21 protein-coding genes are annotated in these 20,857 nt (G+C 66.4%); 2 read left to right on the plus strand and 19 right to left on the minus strand.

From position 1 onward, the window contains the following. Window positions 1-5 precede the first annotated feature (5 nt). Together AB0L63_RS31710 and AB0L63_RS31715 are read left to right on the plus strand one after the other, a co-directional pair. The gene (locus tag AB0L63_RS31710) at window positions 6-2,576 is read left to right on the plus strand and encodes a DUF4132 domain-containing protein (protein ID WP_364508511.1); all 2,571 of its coding nucleotides are present in this window, start codon (window positions 6-8) and stop codon (window positions 2,574-2,576) included. A 45-nt stretch (window positions 2,577-2,621) separates the two neighbouring features. Beyond that, on the plus strand, window positions 2,622-2,741 hold the full coding sequence (locus AB0L63_RS31715) for a SpvB/TcaC N-terminal domain-containing protein (protein ID WP_364508513.1): 120 nt from the start codon (window positions 2,622-2,624) through the stop codon (window positions 2,739-2,741). A 313-nt stretch (window positions 2,742-3,054) separates the two neighbouring features. Here AB0L63_RS31715 and AB0L63_RS31720 read toward each other — a convergent pair whose 3' ends face one another. The 19 genes from AB0L63_RS31720 to AB0L63_RS31810 form a co-directional block, all read right to left on the minus strand. Next, entirely contained in the window at window positions 3,055-3,408 is a 354-nt protein-coding gene (locus tag AB0L63_RS31720) for a fumarate reductase subunit D (protein WP_364508516.1), read from the minus strand. After that, a complete protein-coding gene (locus AB0L63_RS31725) occupies window positions 3,405-3,797 on the minus strand; it encodes a fumarate reductase subunit C (protein WP_364508519.1) in 393 nt (130 codons plus the stop codon). Before AB0L63_RS31725 ends, AB0L63_RS31720 begins: the two co-directional genes overlap by 4 nt. Further along, window positions 3,794-4,537, minus strand: coding sequence for a succinate dehydrogenase/fumarate reductase iron-sulfur subunit (locus AB0L63_RS31730; protein ID WP_364508522.1), 744 nt, complete (start codon window positions 4,535-4,537; stop codon window positions 3,794-3,796). The genes AB0L63_RS31725 and AB0L63_RS31730 overlap by 4 nt, the downstream gene beginning before the upstream one ends. Before the next feature lie 5 nt (window positions 4,538-4,542). After that, window positions 4,543-6,285, minus strand: coding sequence for a fumarate reductase (quinol) flavoprotein subunit (gene frdA / locus AB0L63_RS31735; protein ID WP_364508525.1), 1,743 nt, complete (start codon window positions 6,283-6,285; stop codon window positions 4,543-4,545). A 24-nt stretch (window positions 6,286-6,309) separates the two neighbouring features. Then, window positions 6,310-6,543, minus strand: a complete 234-nt coding sequence (locus tag AB0L63_RS31740) for a hypothetical protein (protein WP_364508528.1) — start codon at window positions 6,541-6,543, stop codon at window positions 6,310-6,312. A gap of 231 nt (window positions 6,544-6,774) precedes the next feature. Then, window positions 6,775-7,515, minus strand: a complete 741-nt coding sequence (locus tag AB0L63_RS31745; RefSeq protein ID WP_364508530.1) for a DUF6390 family protein — start codon at window positions 7,513-7,515, stop codon at window positions 6,775-6,777. After that, on the minus strand, window positions 7,515-8,621 hold the full coding sequence (locus tag AB0L63_RS31750) for a HoxN/HupN/NixA family nickel/cobalt transporter (RefSeq protein ID WP_364508533.1): 1,107 nt from the start codon (window positions 8,619-8,621) through the stop codon (window positions 7,515-7,517). Before AB0L63_RS31750 ends, AB0L63_RS31745 begins: the two co-directional genes overlap by 1 nt. 42 nt (window positions 8,622-8,663) lie before the next feature. Then, the gene (gene hypE / locus AB0L63_RS31755) at window positions 8,664-9,752 is read right to left on the minus strand and encodes a hydrogenase expression/formation protein HypE (protein ID WP_364508536.1); all 1,089 of its coding nucleotides are present in this window, start codon (window positions 9,750-9,752) and stop codon (window positions 8,664-8,666) included. Further along, window positions 9,745-10,857 (minus strand): hydrogenase formation protein HypD, encoded by a 1,113-nt coding sequence (gene hypD / locus AB0L63_RS31760; protein WP_364508539.1) that lies wholly within the window; start codon window positions 10,855-10,857, stop codon window positions 9,745-9,747. The genes hypE and hypD overlap by 8 nt, the downstream gene beginning before the upstream one ends. Then, a complete protein-coding gene (locus AB0L63_RS31765; RefSeq protein ID WP_364508543.1) occupies window positions 10,854-11,219 on the minus strand; it encodes a HypC/HybG/HupF family hydrogenase formation chaperone in 366 nt (121 codons plus the stop codon). The genes hypD and AB0L63_RS31765 overlap by 4 nt, the downstream gene beginning before the upstream one ends. Window positions 11,220-11,235: 16 nt before the next feature. Next, window positions 11,236-13,509, minus strand: a complete 2,274-nt coding sequence (gene hypF, locus AB0L63_RS31770; RefSeq protein WP_364508546.1) for a carbamoyltransferase HypF — start codon at window positions 13,507-13,509, stop codon at window positions 11,236-11,238. Window positions 13,510-13,522: 13 nt separating this feature from the next. Continuing rightward, window positions 13,523-13,768, minus strand: a complete 246-nt coding sequence (locus AB0L63_RS31775; protein ID WP_364508549.1) for a HypC/HybG/HupF family hydrogenase formation chaperone — start codon at window positions 13,766-13,768, stop codon at window positions 13,523-13,525. 2 nt (window positions 13,769-13,770) lie between these two features. Beyond that, window positions 13,771-14,244 carry a hydrogenase maturation protease gene (locus AB0L63_RS31780; protein ID WP_364508552.1) on the minus strand — a complete coding sequence of 158 codons (474 nt, stop codon included), beginning with the start codon at window positions 14,242-14,244 and terminating at the stop codon, window positions 13,771-13,773. A 134-nt stretch (window positions 14,245-14,378) separates the two neighbouring features. Next, window positions 14,379-15,680 (minus strand): hypothetical protein, encoded by a 1,302-nt coding sequence (locus AB0L63_RS31785; RefSeq protein ID WP_364508555.1) that lies wholly within the window; start codon window positions 15,678-15,680, stop codon window positions 14,379-14,381. Then, complete coding sequence (locus AB0L63_RS31790; RefSeq protein ID WP_364508558.1) at window positions 15,677-16,321, minus strand: DUF6084 family protein; 645 nt, start codon at window positions 16,319-16,321, stop codon at window positions 15,677-15,679. Before AB0L63_RS31790 ends, AB0L63_RS31785 begins: the two co-directional genes overlap by 4 nt. Next, window positions 16,318-16,950, minus strand: coding sequence for a DUF5947 family protein (locus AB0L63_RS31795; protein ID WP_364508561.1), 633 nt, complete (start codon window positions 16,948-16,950; stop codon window positions 16,318-16,320). The genes AB0L63_RS31790 and AB0L63_RS31795 overlap by 4 nt, the downstream gene beginning before the upstream one ends. After that, complete coding sequence (locus tag AB0L63_RS31800) at window positions 16,947-17,894, minus strand: NifU family protein (protein ID WP_364508564.1); 948 nt, start codon at window positions 17,892-17,894, stop codon at window positions 16,947-16,949. Before AB0L63_RS31800 ends, AB0L63_RS31795 begins: the two co-directional genes overlap by 4 nt. Continuing rightward, window positions 17,891-19,687, minus strand: a complete 1,797-nt coding sequence (locus AB0L63_RS31805) for a nickel-dependent hydrogenase large subunit (RefSeq protein ID WP_364508567.1) — start codon at window positions 19,685-19,687, stop codon at window positions 17,891-17,893. Before AB0L63_RS31805 ends, AB0L63_RS31800 begins: the two co-directional genes overlap by 4 nt. Window positions 19,688-19,699: 12 nt before the next feature. After that, window positions 19,700-20,755, minus strand: coding sequence for a hydrogenase expression protein HypE (locus AB0L63_RS31810; RefSeq protein WP_364508569.1), 1,056 nt, complete (start codon window positions 20,753-20,755; stop codon window positions 19,700-19,702). Between the last annotated feature and the right edge of the window lie 102 nt (window positions 20,756-20,857).

Genomic DNA, 20,857 nt, shown 5'->3' on the forward strand with positions numbered 1-20,857 from the left:
TTGCGGTGAAGCGTTCCATACCAGAGATCTACATCGAGGCCGTCCGCGAACAGCGCGAGGCATTATGGCGGCTGGTGGACCAAGCGCGAGTCGAAGCGAAGGCCGGCGACCTGGCGGGCCTGCAGGACACCGCCGAAGAGATCCGGCGTCGGATCAGGCAGGGCGACGACCAGACGGTCGGCAACCTGGAACCCCACGTGGGCGACATCGTGGCGGAGCTCGATGCGCTCTACGACGCCAGCTTCCCGGTCGACCGGCCCGACGACATCACCGGCCTGCTGGCCGCGCCGTGGCCGACGGCTCACCGGAAAGCCCTACTCGCCGCCTTCCTCGGGCGCGACGTCCGGCACCTGCTGCAGCTGGACGAGGTGGCGGAGTGGGCCATCGACGCCATCGACACCCACCTGCTCCGGGTGCTCGTCTTCACCCCGCTCGGCGTCCTGCGCCGAGAGACTGTGGCGCGGATTCTCGACACATTGCATCGGGCTGACACCATGGATGCCACCGTGGTCGAACGGGCATTCACCGACGATTCCTACCTCGGCTACACCATCATCGGCCACTCGTCGACCGGCAACGTGACCGTTCCGCCGCTGGCCTGCGCGGACGTCGTGCGGAAGCACGTGGATGCGCTGACCTGGCGGCTCGTGTCCGCACCGGCCCCGGCTGATTGGGACGAGCTCCCCAAGGTGCTGGTACCGCGCGGCTTGCGGTTTGTTCGGGTGGCGCTGACCTGGCACGGTGACCAGCGGGTGGCCGATCACCTCGGGTCGGCGGAACTGACCGACGAGGAACGCACCGCTCTGCTCGACCTGCTGCGGGATCGGCCGGTGCCGGAGCAGCGCCGGGTGTTCGGGTGGCGGCTGCGTGCGGGTGACGCCGACGCGCTACTACCGCTGTTCGGCCTGGAAAGCGCCGCGCCATTGCTGCGCCTGATCCGGGCGATGCCAGTCGACGAAGCCACCCGCCAGGACCGGGCAGTCCTGCTCGCCGCGATCGAGGACGCCGGCGCGGACGCCGCCCGGCGCCTGCTGGAACTCGAACCGAACGAGCTGGTCTCCGCGGTGATGGGGTGGAACCGCGCCGAGGTGGTGAAACGCGTCAAGCACAATGCGCTGCAGGGCATCGCCGCATTCGGGATGCTGCCCCTCGCTCCAGACGAGACGGTCCTCGACCGCTACCTGGCGTTGCGCGAGTCCGCGAAGAAAGGCACCAAGCTCGGCCCCAACCGCAGACACAGCCATGCCGCCGCAATTGCGGTCGCCCTAGACCATTTGGCACAGGTGGCCGGCGTTGCGGAGGCGAGCCGCCTCGAATGGGACTGCGAGGCGCGCATCGCCACCGAGACCCCCACCGAGTGGGAGGTCGGCGACTACCGGATCGCGTTGCGGTTCGACGGCGCCGACCCGACGATGACGGTCAGCCGGGCGAGCAAGGCGCTGAAGTCGGTGCCGGCCACCGTCCGCGCCGACCCCGGCTACCAGGGGCTGCGTGAGCACCAGCAGCGACTGCGGGACCAGGCTCGCCGGATGCGGATCGGGCTGATGGAGCGGCTGGTCGCCACCGCCGGGACGCTCGCGCCGGACGAGCTGTCCCGACTGCTGTCGCTGCCCGCCGGCGCAGCGATGCTGCCCGCGCTGCTGTGGCGAGACCGAGCCGGCGTGATCGACCTGCTCGACCAAGTCGACACCACCGGTCCGGTCACCGTCGTCCACCCCGTCGAACTGCACGAACGGCGGGTGCTCGCCGACTGGCAGGCCGAGATCGTGCGGCGTCGCCTCCAGCAGCCGGTCAAGCAGGCCTTCCGGGAGCTGTATGTACTCACTCCGGCAGAACACGAGGAGGGCGATGTGTCGCGCCGGTTCGCCGGTCAGACAGTCGACGGCAAGGTGGCGGGTCAGCTGCTGTCCGGTCGGGGCTGGTTCACCCACGGTGAGTACGACGACCATCAGGCGACCCGCGCCGTCGGCGACGGCCTCATCGCTGCGCTGCGCTGCGACTTCCACGGTTACTTCGGAATGGGGGAGGTTCTTGTCGGCGAGGTCCGCTTCCTGACCAGCAGCCATCGTGACCCAGGCCGCTACGGCCGCCCGACCGGCGCGGGCTGCTTCGGCGGCACGCCAGTGCCGCTGGTCGACGTATCGCCGGTGGTGTTCTCTGAAGTCATGCGAGACCTGGACCTGGTGGTGTCGGTCGCTGGCACCGAGCCGCAGGCGTACCTGTCGCCCGCGCACGCGGCGAGTCGGGCACACGTGCTCACGGCGCTCATCGCCGACCTGGGAATGGCTCAGGTCACCATCGAAGGCCACTCGGCCGTCGTCCGCGGCACCCGGGCGACCTATCGGGTACACCTGACCAGTGGCAGCATCCACGTCGACCCAGGCGGCTACCTTTGTGTGGTGCCCGCTTCGTTCGGAGCCACCGCACATCGGCGGCTGTTCCTGCCGTTCGCCGACGAGGACCAGATGACGAGCGTCATCCTGAGCAAGGTGCTCCTGCTGGCCGAGGACGAGAAAATCAGCGACCCATCGATCCTGACCCAGCTCGATTCCCTCACCGATAAGGCCGCTACCTGACCTGGCCCAGCAGCAAAATCCGCCAAAGCAAAGTACTAGTCATGGTTGCGGTCACGAAGTACGTCACCGACGAGTGGGCCGATCTCGACATCGGCCCGAGTCGGCTCGCAGCTGTCACTATCCTACGACTCCGGAACCGGCAACGGCCCGTTCGGATTCGGTTGAGGTGCCGTCGATCCCCCGGAAGGGAATCGCGGAGATCTGGAAGGAGCCCAGGCTCCGCTTCAGTTCCGGTTGACAGCCGCAGTCTCGGCATTCTTGATCGGCAGTCTGGATGGCCGTCGAGTCTCTGCCATCATCTCGGCCGCCTCACGTTCGATTGGGCTTGCGGGAGCTGTAGCGTCGCGGGTCGCGGCCGTCACCAACAAAACCCGTTCCGCGATCAGAGTGAGACTGGTCTGTTTATTCTCCTTGGTGCATATGGATGTCAGCGTTCGTTCGGCCCTCTGAATACCCGGAGCTGGTGGTAGCTGATCTGTTAGACGCGCAGCAGGATGTAAGCGGCGGCCCCGGAGCCGATGATGGCGCCGCCGTAGCAGACCAGGATGACCAGCGCGCTGAACTGCCCGAGCCGCAAGCCGTCCTGCAGCATATACCGGAAGCGGTGTGCCCAATGGAACAGAGCCAGCACACAGAGTCCGAAAAGGACCAGCCGGGTGACTGGATGACGCAACACCGAGAAGAGGTATGCGTGGTCCGGCGCGGGAAGCCAGTCCAGCGGGAAGGCGAGGCCGAACAGGAACAGCAGCACCGGTATGAGCAGCGCGGCGGCCATCCCGCCGACGCTGAAAAGCAACCACGCGAACGGTTCCAGCGACTTCCGCTTCGTCATCGCAGCACCACCCACAGCGTGATTGCTGTCAGCAGAGCCCACAGCAGGTAGTGCAGCCCGAGGATCACCACCGGTGCTATACGCCGGTGCCGTACCCGCACCACCATCGCCTTGGGCGCGAGGTCGAACCAGGTGACGGTGTGCAGCAGCACGAACATCAGGGCGATCGTGTTCAGCGCGAGCACCCCTGGGTTGGCGCTCCAGTTCAGAAACCGCTGGTACTGCTCGTTTCCGGAACCGACCGCATGGACCAGAAGCAGGAGATAGACCACGAACCAGGCGACGAATACGCTGCTGAGTTCGCGCAGGACGAAGATCAGGTACGAGCGGCGGTGCATCCACCAGAATGTGGAAACCGGCCTTCGGTACAAGCGGGGTGTGGTGGTCATTGTGCCCGCCAAGGCATGAGGAAATCCCGCAGCGATTGCGTGGCCTCGGTCAGCTTGTAGCGTTGGATCGCGCCCGCTGGGTCTACCCCCTTGGGGCAGGCGGTGGTGCAATCGCCGACATAGGTGCAGGACCATACTCCCTCCGCGGAGGCGAGCACGTCTCGCCGATCTGCGGCGCCCTCATCGCGCGAGTCGAGGTTGTAGCGTTGGGCCAGCGCGATCGCCGCCGGGCCGAGGAACTCGGGCTCGAGCGCGAATACCGGACACGCCGAGTAGCAGAGCATGCAATTGATGCACATGCTGAACTTCTTGTAGTCATCCATTTCGGCTGGTGTTTGCAGGTACTCGCCGTCATCGAGGGGCCGTTGCTCTGCCCTGATCAGCCATGGCTCGACCGCGGTCAGCTTGTGCATGAAGTCGCTGATCTCGATGACGAGATCCCGGATCACCGGGAAGTTGCGCAATGGCTCGACCCGCACCGGCCCCGGCGTGTAGTCGGTCAGGAAGGTGGCACAGCTCAGTTTGGGCTCGCCATTGACGGTCATGCCGCAGCTACCGCAGATGCCCATTCGGCACGACCATCGGTACGACACTGTTCCGTCGAGGTAGTCCTTGATGTAGTTGAGGCCGTCGAGCACCGTCCATTCCTTACGCAACGGAACCTCGTACGACTGCAGTGCCGGTTCGTCATCCAGATCCGGTCGGTAGCGCGCGACCTGCAGGGTTATCCGGTCCGCCATCGCCATCACCTCCCATATACGCGTTCGCCCGGAGGCCAGCGAGTAATCGTTACCGGGAGGTACGAGACGCGGCTCGAACCGTCCGGCTGCCGATGGATCACCGAATGGGCCAGGAACCGCTGGTCGTTCCGGGCGGGGAAATCGGTCCGTTGGTGCGCGCCCCGGGATTCCTCCCGAGCCAGCGCGCAGGCGGCGATGCATTCCGCCACATCGAGCATGCACGACAGCTCCAGCATTGCCACCAGTTCGGTGTTGAAGGCCCGGCCGTGGTCGTCGAGGCGAGCGCTGCCGAACCGATCACGAAGCTCGCGCAGCTTGTCGGCCCCCTCGGTGAGGGAGTCGCCGTCCCGGTAGATCCCGGCACTGGTTTCCAGCGTCTGTTGCATCTCGGTGCGGATGTCGGCGATGCGTTCGGATCCCTCGGTATGTCGCGTGAGGTCTCGTTCCAGCCGGTCCTGTTCGACGCGTCCGCGCGCCAGGACCGTCGACGGCTCGCCGGGCGTGGCCGAGCTCGCGTACTCGGCGGCGGCACGACCGGCTCGTGCACCGAACACCAGCAGCTCCGGCAGGGAATTCGACCCGAGCCGGTTGGCGCCGTTGATACTCACGCAAGCGACCTCTCCGACGGCGTACAGGCCCTCCAGGGGTGTCGCGCCATGGATGTCGGTGTGGATGCCGCCCATCATGTAGTGGACGACGGGGCGTACCGGGATCAGCTCCCGGACCGGGTCGATGTTCTGGTACTTCGAGCACAACTCGCGCACAAATGGCAGTTTCGTGTCGATGAGATCCGCACCGAGATGGCGAAGGTCGAGGTGGACGACGTGTCCATACGGTGTGCCGATGGTCCGGCCCTTGTCGAGTTCGTGCACGAAGGCCTGTGACAGCCGGTCGCGTGGCCCGAGCTCCATGCTTCGCATCACCGGCACCGGTGCCGGCGTCCCGAGGTCGTAGTCCTGCAAGTAGCGGTAACCGTCTTTGTTGAGCAGCCAGCCGCCTTCCGCGCGCGCTGCCTCGGTGATCAAGATGCCCGTGAACGGAAGGCCGGTCGGGTGGTACTGGACGAACTCCATGTCCTTGAGCGGTGCGCCTGCCCGGTAGGCCAGCGCCATCCCGTCGCCGGTGTTGATATTGGCGTTGGTGGTGAACGGGTAAACCCGGCCACAGCCACCGGTGCACACGATGACAGCGCTGGCGAGAATGGTTTCGACGCGTCCGGTGGCCAATTCGATGGCCACGATGCCGCACACCTTGCCGTCGTCGACAAGCAATGTTGTGGCGAACCACTCGTCGTACCTGACGATGTCTCGGTACGACAGTGCGGTCTGGAACAGGGTGTGCAGCATGTGGAAACCAGTCTTGTCGGCCGCGAACCAGGTGCGGTTGTTCGTCATGCCGCCGAAGGCCCGTACCGCGATGTGCCCGTCCGGTCGGCGGCTCCATGGGCAGCCCCAATGCTCCAGTTGCAGCAGCTCCCGCGGTGCTTCCGCGACGAAAGCCTCGACGGCGTCTTGGTCACAGAGCCAATCGCTGCCGGAGACCGTGTCGTACGCATGCTCGTCGAGGCTGTCGCCGGCACCGGCGACCGCGGCCGCGCCGCCCTCGGCGGAGACGGTGTGGCTGCGCATCGGATAGACCTTGGAAACGATCGCGATACTCAACCGCGGGTTGTGTTCCGCGATGGCGATAGCCGCGCGCAGACCTGCGCCGCCCCCGCCGACGATCACGACATCGTGCGAAGCGGTCACGGAGGCACTACCAGGCATCGGTCATCAGACCTCGAAGTCGGCGCTGTGCTCGTCCATCAGCACCTTGCCGTCATGGCGGACGATTTTGATCCGAACGCTCCCGTCGTGGAATTCGTGCCGAATCCGGCGGCAACCACAGTCATAACGCAGATCGTCGATGACCAGACCCGCTTCGTCATCTTCGCGGTGGCGAGCCCCGCCCCGCATCTTCCCGCATGGGGCGCATTCGGTGCTGAACTGCTCGGTGATGCTCAGCATCTCCACCTCCCGGCGAACCGGTGGCACACCTTACTGATCGGTTAGACACATCAGAGTACGCGCATTACGCCCAGGTCGCAGGAGGAGTTTCGGGTCTTACGGACGTGGCCGAGGCGTGGCTGTGGCGTTCATGAAGGATGCCCGAAGATAGCCGTTCGCGGCCACGGCGTATGCCTGAGACTGTGCCCAGAAGTCGTCGATCTCAGTGACCACGGCTACGCGATGGTCTGTTCACTCGACACTGTGGGCGGACGCCGCCAAACGTCGATTCGTCACGCGCAGTTGCTGTTCCGTGCTGTTGACGAGGTCGTCGACTTGCTCTGCCGTCAACCGTTCGCACGGCTGTCCCCAGTGCAGCGCGATAGCGTCCCCCGGCGCCGCGTCCGGGAGCGCGGCGTAGCCGTCGGTCCACACCGGGATGGTTCGCCGCATCGTCTCCGACAGAGATAGCCGTGCGCCGTCCCAGCGCAACCGGCGGGTCCCGATGGTGAGGTCGTCGCGATGGCGATCCAGTACGGTCGCGGCGGTGATGCGGCAGTTATCGAGGATTTCCAAGGGCTGGTCGCCGCCGGTGGCGGCCAGCACCCTGGTCCACGGGTAGACACCGAAGACGTGGAAGCTGTGGTTCGCAGCCGCCTCTGGAGCGAGGTCGGGCCCCAGATGGGACCAATACACACCCGCGACCGGGGCGATGAGTCGCAGCAGCTCGGCGAGGAATTCGGGGCCGTCGAGATCGGCGCCGATGCCCCCACCCAGCCAATAGGACGCCACCAGTCGCTCATCGAGCGGGTCGGTGACGCCGGTCAGGCGCGACATGGCCCGCAGGTAGGGCCATGCGCCGGAGAACCCGTGCGCCAGGACCCGCACTTGTTCGCCATCGCGTTCACGCAGGGCCGCGGTGTGCTCGGGCCCACAGTAGCCGAGGTGGTTGGGCGCGTACGCGTAGCGCGCGAACATCTCCACACCGTCCATCAGGTCGGCTCCTCCGATAGCGTTGCGCTCCAGCGACTTTCGATGCCGCCGTAATGCCAGATCGCGAGTGCGGCGACCCAGGTGAACGCGAACATACCGACGATGATGAAGCCCATGGTGGCGAGGTCGAGGCCGCCGATCCAGGCGAGCACCCCGCTGGTGAGTTCGAGCTTCTCGGTGAGGATGGCGATCAGCTCCTGGACACCGATCAGCAAGGCCACCGCGACCGAGAGCCCGGTGACCACCATGTTGTAGTAGATCTTGCGGATCGGTCCGGCGAATGCCCAGCCATAGGCATAGTTCATGAACGAACCATCCAGCGCGTCGAACAGCGACATGCCCGCCGAGAACAGCACGGGCAGAACAAGAATCGCGTACCAGGGCAGCCCGGTGGCGGCCGCGCCACCAGCGATCACCAGCAGACCGACCTCGGTGACGGTATCGAAACCCAGGCCGAACAACAGCCCTACCGGATACATCTGCCACGGTTTGCGCACCACGCGCATGACCGGTGCCAGGACCCGGTTGAGCACGCCGCGGGTGTTCAGTACGCGCTCGAGTTGCGCTTCGCTGTAGCCGCCACGCCGGATCGCACGGAAGACCTGCCAGATCCCGATCAGCGCGGCCAGGTTCAGCAGACCGATGAGGATCAGGAAAGTGCCCGAGATCGACGTGCCGAACACCCCGGTCCACCGCTGCAACCGCGAGTCCTCGTCTTCTAGGTTCCGCGCCAGCGCGGTAACCCCGAGGGCCAGCAGCGCGACGAGCACGAAGACTACGGTGGAGTGCCCCAGGGAGAACCAGAAGCCGACCGTGAGCGGTTTCTGCTTGTCCGCCACGAGTTTTCGGGTGGTGTTGTCGATCGCCGCGATATGGTCGGCGTCGAAGGCGTGTCTCATACCCAGTGTGTAGGCAGTGACGCCGAGCCCGGTGCCGAATATCGCGCCGTCCACCGTGTACTGGTCGGGCACGACCAGCAACAGCAGCGTCCCCCATCCCACGATGTGCAGAATGACGATCGTTGCCGCCATGCCGAGGATGCTGCGCCGCTGCCCTCCGTCGAATCCGGTCCAGGCATCTCGCCGCCTCGTGGTGACTGTTGCCATCCCGACGGTCCCATCTCACTCGTCGGCGGACCACCGCCGTGTTCAACAGATTCGCGGTAGCTGTTCTCCAGCGGGCAGGTCGACGACGCGAGTACCGCCGAGGGCGGTACGGGCCACCACCATTCCCGGATGTTCGGCAACGCAGTGACCCACGATTGCCGAGCGGGCGCCGAGCGGATGCGCACGCATGGCTTCGAGGACGCGCTCGGCGTCCTCGGGGGGTACGAACGCGACGAGTTTGCCTTCGTTGGCGACATACAGCGGGTCGAGACCGAGCAACCCGCAGGCATCGCGCACGCCGTCGGGCACCGGGATCGCCCGTTCGTCGAGTTCGACGCCGATGCTCGCGGCACGGGCGATCTCGTTGAGGGAGGCGGCCATTCCGCCGCGCGTGGGATCGCGCAGCACGTGCACATCCGAGCCGGTGGCGAGCATGGCCGCGACCAATCCGTGCAGTGGCGCGGTATCGCTGCACAGCGTCGTGCCGAACTCGAGTCCTTCCCGACAGCTCAGTACCGCGATACCGTGCAGTCCGATCTCACCGCTGACCAGTACAATGTCGCCGGGCTTCGCCCGCTGGGGCCGAATATCGACGCCTGCTGGAACCAGTCCGATGCCCGTGGTGTTGATGAAGATGCCATCGCCGTGCCCGGCGTCGACGACCTTGGTGTCGCCGGTGACGAGCCGGACTCCGGCGGCGAGCGCGGCGGTGCCGAGCGCCTCGGCGATGCGGGCGATCTCGGCCAGCGCGGTGCCCTCTTCGAGGATGAACGCGGTCGAAAGCGCCACTGGCCGGGCACCGGCCATCGCCAGATCGTTCACGGTGCCGTTCACGGCGAGGTCACCGATCGAGCCGCCGGGGAAAACCAGCGGCTTGACCACGAACGAGTCGGTGGAGAACGCCAGCCGCACATCGCCGAGGGGGAGTACCGCCGAATCGCCGAGCTCGGTGTCGGCGGCCGCGCCGAACGCGGGCAGGAAGAGGTGCTCGATCAGCTCACCCGACATCGCGCCGCCGCCGCCGTGTCCCATCACGATATTGGGCGCGTCGCGCAGCGGCATGGGGCAGACCCAACCGTCGATGTCGAGCGGGGGCGACGCGGCTGCCCCACCACCGTCGGTCTCAGGCATGGGCGACCTCCGCGGGAAGATCGAGACGCCGGTACAGGTAGTACGCGGCGCAGGCGCCTTCGGAGGAAACCATTGTGGCACCCAACGGGTTTCGCGGGGTGCACTTCGTGCCGAACGCGGCGCACTCGTGCGGTTTGATCAAGCCTTGGAGCACTTCACCGGACCGACATACCGAAGATTCTTCGGTATGCAGATCGCCGACGGAGAAGCGTTGTTCGGCGTCGTAGTCGCGGTATCGCGGCGACAGTCGCCAGCCGCTGCGGGGGATCACGCCGATGCCGCGCCAGGCCCGGTCGGTGACCTCGAAGACGTCCTCGAGCATCGCCTTGGCCGCCGGATTGCCGGCTGCCGCGACCGCGCGGGGGTAGGCGTTCTCGACCTCGTGGCGTCCTTGCTCGAGCTGGAGCACGGTGCGCCGGATGCCTTCGAGGATGTCCAGCGGTTCGAATCCGGTGACCACCATCGGAACCCGGTATTTCTCGGCCAGCGGCGGATATTCGCCGGTACCCATCACCGTGCAGACGTGCCCGGCGGCGAGGAATCCCTGGACTCGGCAGCTCGGCGACTCCATGATCGCCGCGATGGCCGGCGGAACGAGCACATGGGAGACCAGCAGCGAGAAATTCTCGATGCCGAGTCGTTGGGCCTGGTACACCGTCATGGCGTTGGCGGGTGCGGTGGTCTCGAATCCGATGCCGAAGAACACCACCTGGCGATCCGGGTTGTTCTTGGCCAGTTCCAGCGCGTCCAGTGGCGAGTAGACCACCCGCACATCGCCGCCTTCGCTCTTGACCCGGAACAGATCCTTGTGGCTGCCGGGTACCCGCAGCATGTCACCGAAGGAACAGAAGATCACCCCCGGCCGTGCGGCGATCTCCAGGGCCTTGTCGATCACCTCCAGCGGGGTGACGCACACGGGGCAACCGGGCCCGTGGATCATCTCGATCTGATCGGGCAACAGTTGATCGATGCCGTGGCGGATGATCGAATGTGTCTGTCCGCCACACACTTCCATGATCGACCAGCGCTTGCTGGTGGTGGCGCGGATGCGGTCGAGCAGATGCCGCGCCAGCTCGGGATTGCTGAATTCGTCCAGGTATTTCATGACTTCGCCTCCTGGTCGTCGACGGTCGCTCTCGCCGCGGATGCGTCGGAATTGCTCGCCCCGGGCTGAGGGGCATCGGGGTTGTCGACACCGGCCTGTTTCGCCGCGAGCGCGAAACCGTCGCCGAACTCCTCCTTCAGTACGCCGAGATGTTCGAACTCGTCCAGCGTCCGCAACGCGGATTCTTCATCCAGGCGTTGGATCGCGAACCCGACGTGCACCACAACGTAATCGCCGACCGCCACGTCCGGGATGTATTGCAGACACACGTCTTTGTGTACGCCGCCGAAGTCGACCTCCGACATCAGCGTGCCATCGCGTTCGTGGACGCTGAGCACCTTTCCGGGAACCGCAAGACACATCGCTCGTCTCCTTCACTCACACCGCGCCGACTACCAGGAGCTGACCGAATGCGATCCCGCCGTCGTTCGGTGGCAGTCTGCGATGACTGATGACGCGGAATCCGTCGCGTCGCAGCAAACGGGTGCAACTCGACAGCAACAGCGCGTTCTGGAACACACCGCCCGACAGCGCGATCATCGAACGTGGCGCGGCGAATCGCCGTGCCGCGTCGTGCACGAGGTCGGCGACGGCGGCGTGGAATCGGGCGCCGATGACCGCGGGCGGTACGCCGCGCGCGGCGTCGGCGACGACATCGGCGAGCACCGGGGCGGGGCTGACCCGGGCCGGATCGCCGTCGTGCCAAGCGAATTGGTACCGGCCCGCCGCACCGCGCGCTCCGCGAGCCAGACCTTCGAGTTCGATCGCGGCCTGCGCCTCATAGTCTACGACGTGCCGTACCCCGGCCAGGGAGGCGACCGCGTCGAACAACCTGCCCATGCTCGAGGTCGGCGCGCAGCCGAGGCCGGTGCCGAATTGGTGCTCGAGCACGGCCCGCTCGGCTGCCGGGCAGGCGTCGACCGAAGCGATGCCGGGGGACCAGTCGATGCCCGCAGCACGCAGATGCGACAGTGCCATCCGGTAGGGCTTGCGGACGCTGAGGTCGCCGCCCGCCAAGGGCACATAGGACAGATGCGCCATGCGCCGATAGCCCTTGTATCCGGCCACGAGCACCTCGCCGCCCCAGATCGCGCCGTCGGGTCCGTACCCGGTGCCGTCGAAGGCGATACCGAGAACCGTCTCGTTCGCATCGATCCCGTGTTCGCCCAACACCGCGGCCAGATGCGCGTGATGGTGTTGCACAGTGTGCACCGGTCGGTCGGCCGCGTGTGCATGCGCCCACGCGGTCGAACGGTAGCCGGGGTGCGCATCGGCAGCAAGCTGGGCCGGGTGTACACAGGTGAGTTCCTCCAGGTGGGATCGCGCGGTGTCGAATGCCTGCAAAGTGGCCAGATCGTCCATGTCGCCGATGTGTTGACTGAGCCAGGCGTAGCGTCCGTCGGCGACGGCGCAGGTGTTCTTCAGGTCGGCGCCGACCGCCAGGGTCGGCGGAACCGGGATGGGCAGCGCCAGCGGCAGCGGAGCGTAGCCGCGGGAGCGGCGCACCGGCAGTTCGGCGTCGTCCACGACACGCACCACCGAGTCGTCGCACGGGACGAGAATGCGCCGGTTGTGGCCGAGCCAGGCGTCGGCGAGCCCGGCCAGGCGGCTGCAGGCGTCGGCGTCGTCGTAACAGATCGGCTCGCCGCCGAGATTGCCGGAAGTCATCACCAGCACGTCGGGACCCGGTGGGTCGCCGGGCAGGCCGAACAACAGCAGATGCAAGGGCGTGTAGGCCAGCATGACGCCGAGGTCGGGATTGCCGGGAGCGACCGCGTCCGCGATGGGGCGTTCACCGCGTGGCAGCAGGACGATCGGCCGCTGCGGACCGCTCAGCAGGGCCGCGGCGGTGGGATCGATGGTCACGATCCGCGCCGCGGTGTCCAGGTCGGCGACCATGACGGCGAACGGCTTGTCGCCACGGCGCTTGCGGCGACGCAATTCGGCCACGGCCGTTTCGTTGTCGGCGTCACAGGCGAGGTGGTAGCCGCCGATGCCCTTGACTGCGAGAATGCCTCCGGCGCACAGCAATTCGCGCGCCGCGGCGAGCGGATGGGCCGGATCGCCGGGCCCGATGTAGGACAGGGTGGGCCCGCAGTCCGGACAGGCGATGGGCTGGGCGTGAAACCGCCGATCGGCGGGGTCGGCGTATTCGCGGGCGCAGCGCGGGCACATGGTGAAATCGGCCATGGACGTGCACTCGCGGTCGTAGGGCAGCCTGGCGATGATGGTGAATCGCGGGCCGCAGTTGGTGCAGTTGACGAACGGGTGGCGGTAGCGGCGGTCGGCGGGGTCGCGCAGTTCGCGAGCGCAGTCCACACAGATCGCCACGTCGGGGGAGGCCAGGGTGCGTCCGGCGCCGCCGTGCCGGGTGCTCCCGATCAGGAATCCGGTACCGCCGCGGATATCGACCGCGGTCTGCTCGACCGAGGCGACGACGGCCAGCGGCGGCGGGGATTCGTGCAACCGGCGAATGAACTCCTGCACCGATGCCTCAGCGCCCTCGATCTCGATGACCACGCCGTCGGTATCGTTGGCGACGCTGCCGGTCAGCGCGAGCTCGACGGCGGTGGTGTAGACGAACGGCCGGAATCCGACGCCTTGCACCACGCCGCGCACGAGCAGGCGGCGGCGAACGCGGTCGGCGCTCATGACTGCGCCTCGCTCATGGCTGTTCTCCGCTGCCGAGCAGGCGCAGCCCGGCCATCGCTCGCTCGGCGCCGTCGGCGTCGGTCTTCTCCACGGCGAATCCCATGTGGATGATCACCCAATCACCCGGCGTGGCGGGGTGATCCTCGTCGAGCAGACCGATATTGACCTTGCGCTGCTCGCCGGAAACCTCGACCACGGCGATCTGCCCGTGGTAGCCGTCCGGGATTTCCATGACCCGCCCCGGAATGCCCAGGCACATGATCACACCTCCTGTCCAGCGCGCAATTGCGCCGCGATACGCGCGACCTCCGCTGCCGCAGGGGCGACGGCCGCGGCGACAGCAGCGCTGAGACCGATTCCCTCGGCCACCGAGTCGACCTGGCAGCCGACGACGACGGTAGGCGGCACGACACCGCCGAGCGCACGCACCGCGGCGAAGACGGCCTCGGGATTCATCGCGTGCGCGTCCACGGCCGTCGCCGCACCCGAGTCGGGATCGGCGCGCAGGATCTGCACACGGCCGGGTTCGCCGGTGTTCGGCAGGGCGTCCACCAGCACCACCGCATCCCACCCGTCGAGCAGGTCGTAGGCCAGGTGCAACCCGCGGATGCCGTAGTCGACGATCCGCTGGTTCTCCTCCGATGCCGTGGGTAGCCGACGGATCACCTCGGAGCCGAATCCATCGTCGCCGAGGAAGATATTGCCGATCCCGGCAACGAGCACACGGGCGCTCATCTCACATGTGGCGAATCTTCAGATAACGCCGGATGTCGGGGATCGACCGTACGCCGACATAGACACCGACCACGACAATGACTGCCACCACCGCGGTGGCGACCACACCGACTGCTTCCATGACCGTATTCCTTTCACTCGTCGCCATTGACAATCGGTTCGAGCTCGTCGGGGGCGAAATACAGATAGCGCCCATACCATTCGTGCAGATCGGCCGCCGGATCGTCATCGATAACCACGCCGACGTGCGTTTCGCCGTCGACGTCGGCGTGCACCGAGGTGACGTGCGCCGACCTGCCCTCGTAGAACAGGTCGTGTGCGTCGGCGCGCCGAGCTGGGCGCAGCCGAACCCGGCTGCCCTTCCGCACCAGCACCCCAGCGATCGGGACGGCATCGGATTCCGGGCGCACCGCGCCGTCGGCGGCGGAATCCCACCAACTCATGCCCTCGGGCACCTCGGGCACCAGGCGCGGCGCGGGCTCACGCCACAGTCCGTGCAGATCGTGCATGGCGTCCGGGGTCATGCGATCGCAGCGGTCGATGATCTCGGCCGCTCGCGGGTCGGTGGCGCGCGCCCGTTCCTTCTCGTCGTCGGTCATCGTCATCACGCGCAGGGTGAGGATTTCGTCGATCTCGGTGGAGTCGAACAGCTGGCCCGCGCTCTGCTCGGCGATTTCGGGGTGGTCGTAGAGGATGATCGGTGACACCAGGACAATGCCGTTGTTGCCGGGCGGGCCGGCCAACACCGGGAAACAGCGGTGCTGGGTGCAGTGCTCGACGGCCGTCTCGGCACCGGGTTCCGGGTCGAGGAGCGAGACGAACTCACCGCCGTCGAGTTCGGCGATCACGTGGGCGCCGAGCATGGAGCGGGTGGTGGCGTCGTCCGAGCTGGTGGCTACGCTGCCGTTGTTGCGCAGCCGTATTCCGACACGCCGATATTCGCCCTCGGGGGCGACGGTCAGTTCGAGTGTGCCCTCGATCGGTGATCGGGTGCGCACGACAATCCCCGCCGTCGATCCCGGAATCGGTTCGACCGCCTGCCAGCCCGGTACTTCGATGGGCATGGCCATATCCGCCAACGGAGATGGCCCGCAGGGAATTTCGCATTCGGCCGCCTCGTCCCAGCTTACCCATCGGCGCCCGTCGACGATCAGTTCGGCGTGCGCGGCCCCGTCCAATTCGATCGTTCGGCGCTGCAACTGCAGGAACCGCGCGGTGAGCGTGATCCGCGTGGCCGGGGACGCGCGGACGAGGCATTCGGCGGCCAGCGAGTCGTCCTCACCGAATCCGGCCGCGGCAGCGCCGCGCGGGCCTAGCACACCGAACTGCCAGCGGGACTGGTTCTTTCGGGCGTCCGACCGGTATGGGTACAGCAGATACCCCTCGTACAGCACGGCGTCGGCGACGGCGCGGGCACGGGTCATGGCGGCGTTCATGGCGCGGTCTCCTCGGTGAGGAGTTTGGCGACGGCGTCGTCGAATCCGAGCAGCCCGTGCGAAGACTTGTAAGCGGCCAGCGCTTCGACATTCTCCCGGCGCAACCGCACCCAGCCGCAGTTCGGATAGTGGATGTCCATGAGATCGCGCCATACGGCGACCGGCATGTCGAATTTGTCCTCGCGGTCCCATGGCACGTGCTGAACCGCGAAACCTGTATCCCCCCTGATGAATACGGTTCCGCTGAACAGGAAGATCAGCGGCACGGTGCCTTCGCGCAGGGCGTGCAGGTACTTCGAGCCGGTGACCTCGAAATCGTAGGTGCACGGCATCGGCAGTTCCACCTCGGCGGCGCCGGAGAAGCCGGGCACCATGGTGGCGCAATGCATCCAGGTGAACGACTTCTGTGTTTGTTGCCAGCGTTCGCGCGGGCCGAAAAGGTCGACCAGCCCCGCACCTTCAGCGTCCGAGTAGCTGCGCCGGAAAGGTTCGATGCGCACTTGGGCGCGCAGCGCGATCGCGTGCACCGGCTCCTCGACCAGCGCGGCGATGCCGATGCGCGCCGACAGATTCGGGGCGACCGCGTAGGGTTCCGGCCGCACCTCGAGCACCGCGAAGGTCATCGCATAGGCCGGGCTCATGACGCCACCTCCGGCCGGGCCCGAGCCGACATCGTGGTGAAGAATTCCGCGATGAAGTTTCTGGCTTCGTTGCCGCCGTCGAAGCCGCGCCACAGCATCCGCATCCGTCCGACGAACTCGTAGCAGGCATCGATCGGCAACAGCAGCACCGCGCCGGGTCCGCCGCGCTCTGGCATCCGGATGAGCAGCGCCTCGACATCCGGTGCGAGCCGGTCGAGTTCGGGATGGCGATCCAGGATCGTCCGCCAATCTCGCAGCGGCAGTTCGGATTCGGTGGCTCCGGCCGGTCCCGGATAGAACGCGACAGTGCGCTCGAGCGCCGAATTGACGAAGAAGAACGCCAGCCCGACCGGGATGTCGAGGGCATCCCATTCACCCTGACCGATCACACAGTCCGGGAACGAGACGTAGTGGTCGGGCACCGCCCGGTAGCGCAGCTCGGCATGCTGATCGGTGAACAGCAGATAGCAGAGTGCGCACACGCACATCAGTTGCCTGCCTTCGACATCCACCACATGCCGATGCTGCGCACCGACCGGTTCGGCGCACATTTCGCACCGCTCGCCGACCGCTGCGGGCGGGGTGGGGGCGGTGGCGATACGGCGCAGCGCGCGCAGGCCCTGGTTCATCCTCGGACCTCCGCGGGCACCGCCACCGAGATCTCACCGGATCGCACCAGCACCGGGAACGGCTCCAGATGTCCTTCGCCGTCCAGCCGCGCTCCAGCGTGCACCGCGTCGAAATGGGCCTGGCACCCCGGACAACGCAACACCGCCGAGCCTGCCGGGGCCCCCATCCTGCGGTGCAGGGCGGCCCCCGCCATCGACCGCCCACAGACCGCGCAGCGGTCGCGATAGACGAATAGGTCTGTGCCGACCCTGCAGGCCAGCATCGGTACACCGCCCACGGTGAACCCGCCGACCTCGCCCGCCGCCAAGTCCGCGAGCTCCGGGACCGAGATCCAGCTGCCCGCGGGTGGATCGCCGGTGTGCACCCGCGCGAACAGCGCCTCGGCCGGTATCACCCCTGGCTGCTGCGCGGCCGCGGCGGCGACTACCTCGATCGCATGGATTTCCGGTGCGGCCGTTCGCACGGCGTCCTCCACCGCCAGTTCCAACGTCACCGACGACGAAGGGCATGTGCGGCAGCTACCCGACAGCTCGAGCCGCACGACATCGTCGGCGACATCGATGAGCACCACATCGCCGCCGTGCGAGCCGAGGTAGGGGCGGACGCTGTCGAGCGCCGCCGCCACCCTCGTTCGCACATCGTGCGGGTGCAGTCCGTGCACCAGCAGCAGGCTCGCGACCAGATCGTCGCGGGTGAGATCCTCGACCGTCGGGTCGTCGAGCACGGCCACGATCCGGCCGAGTGCCGTGCCATAGAGGTCGACAACCTCACGCACGAGCCGCTCGGCGCGCTCGCGCGCTACCGGGCCGGCTGCCGAACAGGCATCCAGCAGGGTGTCGATCCGATCACCAGCGCCCCGCCACTGGTTGTCGTCGGTCGGTCCGGCTCGCTGCTGCGGGCCACCATCCACGCTGCGCCTCCCGTCGTCGACCCGACCTGTCATTCCGCGGTGAGTGTCTGTGTGGGGGAATGCATCTTGTCCAGGGTTACGCCGTTGCCCAGATACATGTGCACACCGCAGGGCAGGCACGGATCGAAGCTGCGCACTGTGCGCATAATGTCGATGCCCTTGAAGTGCTCCCGATCGTTCTCCTCGAAGATCGGCTGCCCCTGTACCGCGTCCTCGTAGGGCCCCGGCGTACCGAAGGAGTCACGCGGACTGGCATTCCACGGCGTCGGCGGATACGGGTGGTAGTTGGCGATCTTGCCGTCCCGGATGACCATGTGGTGCGACAGCACACCGCGCACCGCCTCGGTGAAACCACAGCCGATGCCCTCGTCGGGCACCTCGAAGTGTTCCCAGGTCTTGGTGTTGCCTGCCCGGATCTCACCGAGTGCTTGCTCGGCGAAGTGCACCGCGCACGCCGCCGCGTAGGCCTGGAAGTAGGTCCGCGCCCGGTTCCGCTCGATCGTGTTGCTGCCGTGCTTCGGAATCTTCCATTCCAAGGTCACCGGGCCCTTCAGCGCGGTCTTGGGTAGGTTGATCTGCACGCTGGATCCGGTGGATTTGACGTAACCGACGTCCACCAGCCCGGCCAGCGCCGTCGTCCACAGGCGAGCGAGCGGTCCACCGCCGGTGTCGAGTGCGAGATGGTCCTTGCCATCGAACCAGCGGGGGGACATCACCCAGCTGTATTTGTCGTCCAAGTCGCGCTTCTGCGGTTTGGGGTTGGAGTGCTGATTCCACGGATGACGCCGGTCGACCGGATTGCCGAGGGGATCGGTTGTGACGAACATTTCCTGATCGGTCCAGTCCTCGTAATACGAACTGCCCAACAGGATCCGGATGCCGAGATTGATATCGACCAGCGAGGTGGTGATCAGCTTCCCGTCCACAACGACGCCGGGGCTGACGAACATCCGCCGACCCCACTGCTCCATGTCCTTGTAGTCGAAGTTGCACACCGCGGGATCCTGGAACGATCCCCAGCAGCCGAGCAGTGTGCGGCGCAGACCCACGCGCTCGTAGCCAGGCAGCGCCTCGTAGAAGAAGTCGAACAGGTCGTCGTGCATCGGCACGACCTTCTTCATAAACTCCACATAACGCATGAGCCGCGACATGTAGTCGGTCATCAGCTGAATTGTCGCGACCGTGCCGACCCCACCGGGATACAGCGTCGACGGGTGCACGTGTCTGCCCTCCATGAGGGAGAACATTTCGCGCGTGTACCGACTGACCTGCAGCGCCTCCCGATAGAACTCACCGCTGAACGGATTGAGCGCCCGCATGATGTCGGCGACGGTGCGATAGCCGTGGTCACCGGCGTGCGGCGCCTCGGTGCGTTCGGCGCGTTCGAGCACGCCCGGATTGGTCTCGGCGACCATCTTCTCGCAGAAGTCCACCCCGACCAGGTTCTCCTGGAAAATATTGTGGTCGAACATGTACTCGGCGGCCTCGCCGAGGTTGATGATCCACTCGCCGACGGGCGGTGGTTTGACCCCGTAGGCCATATTCTGGCAGTAACACGAACAGGTCGCGTGGTTGTCACCGCAGATGCCGCAGATGCGGCTGGTGATGAAATGCGCGTCGCGCGGGTCCTTGCCCTTCATGAAAATCGAATAGCCACGGAAGATCGATGAGGTGCTGTGGCATTCGACCACCTCGCGACCCGAAAAGTCGATCTTGGTGTAGATGCCCAGGCTGCCGACGATCCGGGTGATCGGATCCCAGGCCATCTCTACCAAGGCGTCGGGTTCGATCTTGCGAAGCGACGGATCGGGAATGATCTCTGTCATCGAAATATCTCCCTACCAGGTGCGTGTCGCGCCGGATTCGAGCTTCCCGCCCTTGTGCCGCCAGCGCGGTTCCTTGTCGACGGTGCGGCCGGTGATGTTGCGGAGACTGCGGATCACCGACCCGTACAGCCCGGAAGCGGTCGAGGAGATCTTGCCGCCCGGCGGTTCGTCCATGAACGGCATGAATTTGTCCGGGAATCCCGGCATCGTGCAGCCGATGCAGATGCCGCCCACATTCGGGCATCCGCCAACGCCATTGACCCAGCCGCGCTTGGGCACGTTGCACTTGACGACCGGACCCCAACAGCCCAGCTTCACAATGCATTTCGGCGATCCGTATTCTTCGGCGAAATCGCCTTGCTCGTAGTAGCCCGCCCGGTCGCAACCTTCGTGCACGGTGGCGCCGAACAACCACTTGGGCCGCAGCGCATCGTCGAGCGGGATCATCGGCGCCTGGCCGGTGGCCAGGTAGAGCAGGTAGGTCAGGGTTTCGGACAGATTGTCGGGCTGGATCGGGCAACCGGGCACGCAGACGATCGGAATGCCCGCCTTGCTCTTCCAATCCCAGCCGAGATAGTCCGGGACACCCATCGCGCCGGTCGGGTTTCCCGCCATGGCGTGGATGCCGCCATAAGTCGCGCAGGTGCCGGCGGCGACCACCGCGATCGCCTTGGGCGCCAGCCGATCGAGCCATTCGCTCGTCGTCATCGGCTGACCGGTCGCAGGATTGTTGCCGAAGCCGCACCAGTAACCCTCTTCGTGCAGCTGCTCATTGGGGATCGACCCCTCGACGACCAGCACGAACGGATCGAGTTCGCCCCGATCTCCCTTGAAGAACCACTCCAGGAAATCGTCCGCGCCGCCGGTCGGACCGCATTCGAAATCGATGAGCGGCCAATGCACAGCGATCTTCGGTAAACCGGGGAGCGATCCGAGTGCGATCTCTTCGATGCTCGGCTGGGTGGCGGCGGTGAGGGCCACCGAATCGCCGTCACAGCTGAGTCCCGCGTTGATCCAGAGGACGTGGATGAGCGTGTCTTCGGCTTTTACTGCTTCCTGAGTTGGCATTGGACTGCCACCTTCCGCAGCGGGGGCACGCGGATATCTCTCCGGTCAGCTACAGCGACATGTCCGCGTGTGACTCTGATCACATGAGTCTAGGTCTGAGAG

This window comes from Nocardia sp. NPDC051990 (assembly GCF_040680755.1).
Classification (GTDB): domain Bacteria; phylum Actinomycetota; class Actinomycetes; order Mycobacteriales; family Mycobacteriaceae; genus Nocardia.

What these genes read in the sequence shown, in the direction of transcription:
- AB0L63_RS31795 (WP_364508561.1), bottom strand. Translation starts at nt 16,950, where the DNA reads ATGAACCAGGGCCTGCGCGCGCTGCGCCGTATCGCCACCGCCCCCACC.
- AB0L63_RS31785 (WP_364508555.1), bottom strand. Translation starts at nt 15,680, where the DNA reads ATGAACGCCGCCATGACCCGTGCCCGCGCCGTCGCCGACGCCGTGCTG.
- AB0L63_RS31790 (WP_364508558.1), bottom strand. Translation starts at nt 16,321, where the DNA reads ATGAGCCCGGCCTATGCGATGACCTTCGCGGTGCTCGAGGTGCGGCCG.
- AB0L63_RS31725 (WP_364508519.1), bottom strand. Translation starts at nt 3,797, where the DNA reads ATGACCACCACACCCCGCTTGTACCGAAGGCCGGTTTCCACATTCTGG.
- AB0L63_RS31805 (WP_364508567.1), bottom strand. Translation starts at nt 19,687, where the DNA reads ATGACAGAGATCATTCCCGATCCGTCGCTTCGCAAGATCGAACCCGAC.
- AB0L63_RS31775 (WP_364508549.1), bottom strand. Translation starts at nt 13,768, where the DNA reads ATGTGCCTGGGCATTCCGGGGCGGGTCATGGAAATCCCGGACGGCTAC.
- AB0L63_RS31750 (WP_364508533.1), bottom strand. Translation starts at nt 8,621, where the DNA reads ATGGCAACAGTCACCACGAGGCGGCGAGATGCCTGGACCGGATTCGAC.
- AB0L63_RS31810 (WP_364508569.1), bottom strand. Translation starts at nt 20,755, where the DNA reads ATGCCAACTCAGGAAGCAGTAAAAGCCGAAGACACGCTCATCCACGTC.
- hypD (WP_364508539.1), bottom strand. Translation starts at nt 10,857, where the DNA reads ATGAAATACCTGGACGAATTCAGCAATCCCGAGCTGGCGCGGCATCTG.
- hypF (WP_364508546.1), bottom strand. Translation starts at nt 13,509, where the DNA reads ATGAGCGCCGACCGCGTTCGCCGCCGCCTGCTCGTGCGCGGCGTGGTG.
- AB0L63_RS31720 (WP_364508516.1), bottom strand. Translation starts at nt 3,408, where the DNA reads ATGACGAAGCGGAAGTCGCTGGAACCGTTCGCGTGGTTGCTTTTCAGC.
- AB0L63_RS31730 (WP_364508522.1), bottom strand. Translation starts at nt 4,537, where the DNA reads ATGGCGGACCGGATAACCCTGCAGGTCGCGCGCTACCGACCGGATCTG.
- hypE (WP_364508536.1), bottom strand. Translation starts at nt 9,752, where the DNA reads ATGCCTGAGACCGACGGTGGTGGGGCAGCCGCGTCGCCCCCGCTCGAC.
- AB0L63_RS31745 (WP_364508530.1), bottom strand. Translation starts at nt 7,515, where the DNA reads ATGGACGGTGTGGAGATGTTCGCGCGCTACGCGTACGCGCCCAACCAC.
- AB0L63_RS31765 (WP_364508543.1), bottom strand. Translation starts at nt 11,219, where the DNA reads ATGTGTCTTGCGGTTCCCGGAAAGGTGCTCAGCGTCCACGAACGCGAT.
- AB0L63_RS31740 (WP_364508528.1), bottom strand. Translation starts at nt 6,543, where the DNA reads ATGCTGAGCATCACCGAGCAGTTCAGCACCGAATGCGCCCCATGCGGG.
- AB0L63_RS31800 (WP_364508564.1), bottom strand. Translation starts at nt 17,894, where the DNA reads ATGACAGGTCGGGTCGACGACGGGAGGCGCAGCGTGGATGGTGGCCCG.
- AB0L63_RS31780 (WP_364508552.1), bottom strand. Translation starts at nt 14,244, where the DNA reads ATGAGCGCCCGTGTGCTCGTTGCCGGGATCGGCAATATCTTCCTCGGC.